Raw genomic sequence first — 4,343 nt, forward strand, 5'->3', positions numbered from 1 at the left:
ATCTATAATTATCTATATAATTCCCAACTTCCTGTTTTACACTAAAAAAAATGAATGTTAAACAATATGAATAAAATAATTTTAGAACTATCTAAATTAACTTTACCATAAGTCCTACTTAACCGAAATTAACTTACTTGGCCACAGGTTTAACTTGAGAAATTTGAGAAAGGCAAAATGGTAAAAAATACCTGTTGAGAGTATAAACTCTTAGATTTTTAAAGAAGGTTTTAGGTAGTAGGTTTCAGGTTCAATTGTGTTGTGGGTAATAAAAAACCTAACTCTCTAACCCTCTTCCCCTATCTGACATGGGAAGTAGGATTGGCGACCCACAGAAGGCGCGAAGTCAGGGATTATTTTTGACTTTTGATTTTTGATTGTCAGATGTGCGTCTTACATTCTGTTTCCTTACGGATTCCGCAGGAAACGGAAACCTCAGAATTACGCACTCAATGCATGACTTGCGTATCGGAGCATAGCAAGAATTATATTAAATGGCCAAAATATGTAGTCTTTAAATAACTGTTTTANACCCACAGAAGGCGCGAAGTCAGGGATTATTTTTGACTTTTGATTTTTGATTGTCAGATGTGCGTCTTACATTCTGTTTCCTTACGGATTCCGCAGGAAACGGAAACCTCAGAATTACGCACTCAATGCATGACTTGCGTATCGGAGCATAGCAAGAATTATATTAAATGGCCAAAATATGTAGTCTTTAAATAACTGTTTTATCTCAAACCTAGAACTTGTATTGAATGAGGAGGTCTTCCACGGTGAAAAATTCCTATTTTTACTTTAGCTATTTGACTGTTATGGCTATTGTCATTTCGGCCATACCCAACGTTGTAATTATTTCCAATGTATTGGCCCAAAATCCTGCCCCAGAGGTGGAAAATTCCTCTGAATCTTCTGCCCCTAAGACCAAGGCAAATAAATTGTTTGAAACAGGTGTGGAACAATTTCGCAGAGGAGCATTTGATGAAGCTTTAGAAACTTACGAACAAGTTTTGACAATTCGTAAGGAATTAGGAGACCAAGGGGGAATTGCTCAAACTCTTAACAATATTGGGGATGTCTATATTAACCAAAGGGAATATTCAGAAGCTTTAGATGTTTTGCAGAAAGCTTTAACTATTCGTCGCCAGATAAACGATCGCTCTGGTGTGGCAGAAACTTTAAACCTTATTGGTTTTGTCTATCAGAGACAGCGGGAGTTTTCCCAAGCTTTAAATTTGCATCAAGAGGCTTTAGATATTTCTCAAGCGGTTAGCGATCGCTCCAAAGAAGGAGAGTCGTTGCATAATATTGGTGCGGTTAAAGCAAGTCAGAGACAACTTGACCAAGCGCTGGAATTTTACCAAGAAGCACTTACCATTCGGGAAGAAGTAGGCGATCGCCGTGACGTTGGTCGAACCCTCAACAATATGGGAGTAGTTTACTTTAATCAAGGCAATTATGACAAAGCTTTGGAAAAATATCAAAAAGCTTTAAGTGTGCGTCGAGAAATTAATGATAGTGCTGGAGTTGGGAGGTTATTAAATAATATTGGTTTTGTTTATCGAGAAAAGGGTGAAAATTCTGAAGCTCTCAAATATTTTAAGCAAGCAGTTGCCATGTTAGAAAGTGTTGGAGACCAAAGAAGTGTCGGACGAATTTATGGTTTTATGGGCGCACTTTATCAAAAAGAAGGAGAAGAAAGTCAAGCATTAGCAGCTTATGAAAAAGGTTTAGAAGCTGCTAAAGTTGCAGAGGATAAACCTGGGCAATTAGAAGCTTTAAATTATTTGGGTGATGCCTATTATGAAGTTGGAGAAAATGACAAAGCAAAATCAACTTATGAAGCAGCTTTAGTATTTTACAAAGAAGCAGAAGACAGTGCTGCTGAAGGTAAAACAATGGTTGGTTTGGGAAAAGTTTATGACAGCTTAGGAGAAAACCAGAAAGCCAAACAAATTTTACTAAAATCTTTACCGATAAATAAGAAAGTAGGAGATAAGTCAGTTATTGCTGCTAATATGAATGCTTTGGGAGAAGTTTATTATAGTTCTGGAGATTATTCGATTGCTCTAAATTATCACAAACTTGCTTTAGATAATTTCCCAAATAAAGAGGATAAAAATTCTGTAGCTATAGCTTATCAAGGAATGGGAGATTCTTTATTTCAACTGAAACAATATCCTCAAGCTTTAGAAAATTTAGAGCAAGCATTAGTCATATATCAAGAAAGTGAAAAAACCGCTAATGCTGGTCGAATTTATGGACAGTTAGGCACAATATTAGTCGCCCAAGAAAAACCAGAGTTAGCAGTAGTTTTTTATAAACAAGCGATTAATATCAATGAAACTCTGCGGAGTCAGAAAAGTCAGAAAAGTCTATTAGAAAATCCTGAAACAGTTTATCGCAATTTAGTAGATTTACTATTACAACAAGAACGTATTTTTGAAGCTCAACAAGTTTTAGATTTGCTGAAAATTCAAGAATTAGATAATTATCTCGGCAATGTAAAAGGTAATGAAATAACAGTAACCGGAGTAAAATTGCTAGCTGCTGAAGAAAAAATTCTAGCTGAAGAAACAAAAGATATTTTAGAGCGGGAAATTGATAAAAATAATCTCAAAGCNTAGATTTACTATTACAACAAGAACGTATTTTTGAAGCTCAACAAGTTTTAGATTTGCTGAAAATTCAAGAATTAGATAATTATCTCGGCAATGTAAAAGGTAATGAAATAACAGTAACCGGAGTAAAATTGCTAGCTGCTGAAGAAAAAATTCTAGCTGAAGAAACAAAAGATATTTTAGAGCGGGAAATTGATAAAAATAATCTCAAAGCAGATTTTTCACAGTTTCCAAATATGCAAGAAAAATTGCAAAAGTTACCCAGAACAGTTTTATTTTATCCCTTGATTTTGCCAGACAAATTAGAATTAATATTAATCACAGCAGAGGGAGAAACAATACATGAAACTGTAGAGGTAAAAGCAGAAGAAATTGAACGGGCGATCGCTGACTTCCGAGGTACAATTTCTAATGCTGTTGGAGATGTGAAAAACTCGGCAGAAAAACTCTATGGTTGGTTAATCAAACCAATAGAAGATGAGTTAACTAAAGCAAATATTAATACAATTATTTATGCGCCAGATAAGCAACTTCGCTATCTTCCTTTAACAGCACTTTATGATGGAGAAAAATGGTTAGTAGAACGTTTTGCTGTAAATAATATTATTGCAGCTAGTCTGACAAATTTTGAGACTCAACCCAAAAATCAACCCCGTCTATTAGCAGCAGCTTTAACCGAAGGTAAATATCAAGTTCAGATAGGAAGTCGCCAAGTTCAGTTAAGACCAACAACAGGCAAATTAGTCGAAAATTTAGCAGAAACAATTCCCGGTACTCGCCAACTTATTAACAGTGAATTTAGTTCACAAACAACAATTAATGATTTTAATAACTACAATATTGTGCATTTAGATACCCCCGTTGCCTTGTTAACAGAAAAAGAAGGAAATGGCAAACCAGAAGATTCTTTTATCTTATTTGGAGATGGCGATCGTATTACTCTGCGCGATATGGAAAATTGGTCATTTGAAATAGATTTGGTAGTATTAAGTGCTGCCGAAACTAATATTAGTGGGCGGATGGGTAATGGGGAAGAAATAGTTGGTTTGGGTTATCAAATGCAAAATGCTGGAGTAGAAACAGTAATAACTTCTTTATGGCGAGTTAACGATGATTCAGACCAATTAATGAATACTTTTTACACAGTTTTGCAAGAAGGAAAAAGTCAAGCAGAAGCATTACGCGCTGCTCAAATAAATATGATTACTGGGAAGGATAAAGAAGGGAGTAATCCTTATTATTGGGCATCATTTATATTAATGGGAAATGGATTTTAAGCAGTAATTTCAGTTAGCCTCCTGCGGAGGAACTGCGTTAACAGTTAGCCTCCTCTAGAAAAAATATTTATAGCGGTTTTCACAAAGGTAGATTACAAAACTTCTTGCTTCTTCCTTCTTCCTTTAAAGCAAATCTCTGTACTCTAAAAAAAATGAAAACTGCTATAACTAATAACTGATTAAAAAGCGGGGTTATAGCTATTTCATTCTAGAATTAAGTTAAGATTTTACTAGCTTTTACAGATTGGTTGATATCACCTTTAATTTCATAAATTAGAACCAAATATCCCTGGTTTTTGCTAGATAAAAATTGACTTATAACTTCAGTGAAATAATATTATTTTCGGCTCTTTTTTTGGTTTGGCAAATAGATTGTATCAAGCAATTAGTTCGCGAGATTATCCGACGGTGCAAGGAATAGTCGTATTTTTTGCAGGTATTGTTG

At 34.9% G+C, this 4,343-nt stretch carries 2 protein-coding genes; both read left to right on the forward strand.

Annotated features, from left to right (window positions below):
* Positions 1-815: 815 nt before the first annotated feature.
* Positions 816-2,623 (forward strand): tetratricopeptide repeat protein (locus AFK68_RS41295; RefSeq protein ID WP_246844071.1); only part of this gene is annotated, 1,808 nt, incomplete at its 3' end.
* A 234-nt stretch (positions 2,624-2,857) separates the two neighbouring features.
* Positions 2,858-3,898 carry a CHAT domain-containing protein gene (locus AFK68_RS44550; RefSeq protein ID WP_371357280.1) on the forward strand — a complete coding sequence of 347 codons (1,041 nt, stop codon included), beginning with the start codon at positions 2,858-2,860 and terminating at the stop codon, positions 3,896-3,898.
* Positions 3,899-4,343: the final 445 nt, after the last annotated feature.

This window comes from Hydrocoleum sp. CS-953, from assembly GCF_002260545.1.
GTDB lineage: Bacteria > Cyanobacteriota > Cyanobacteriia > Cyanobacteriales > Microcoleaceae > Trichodesmium.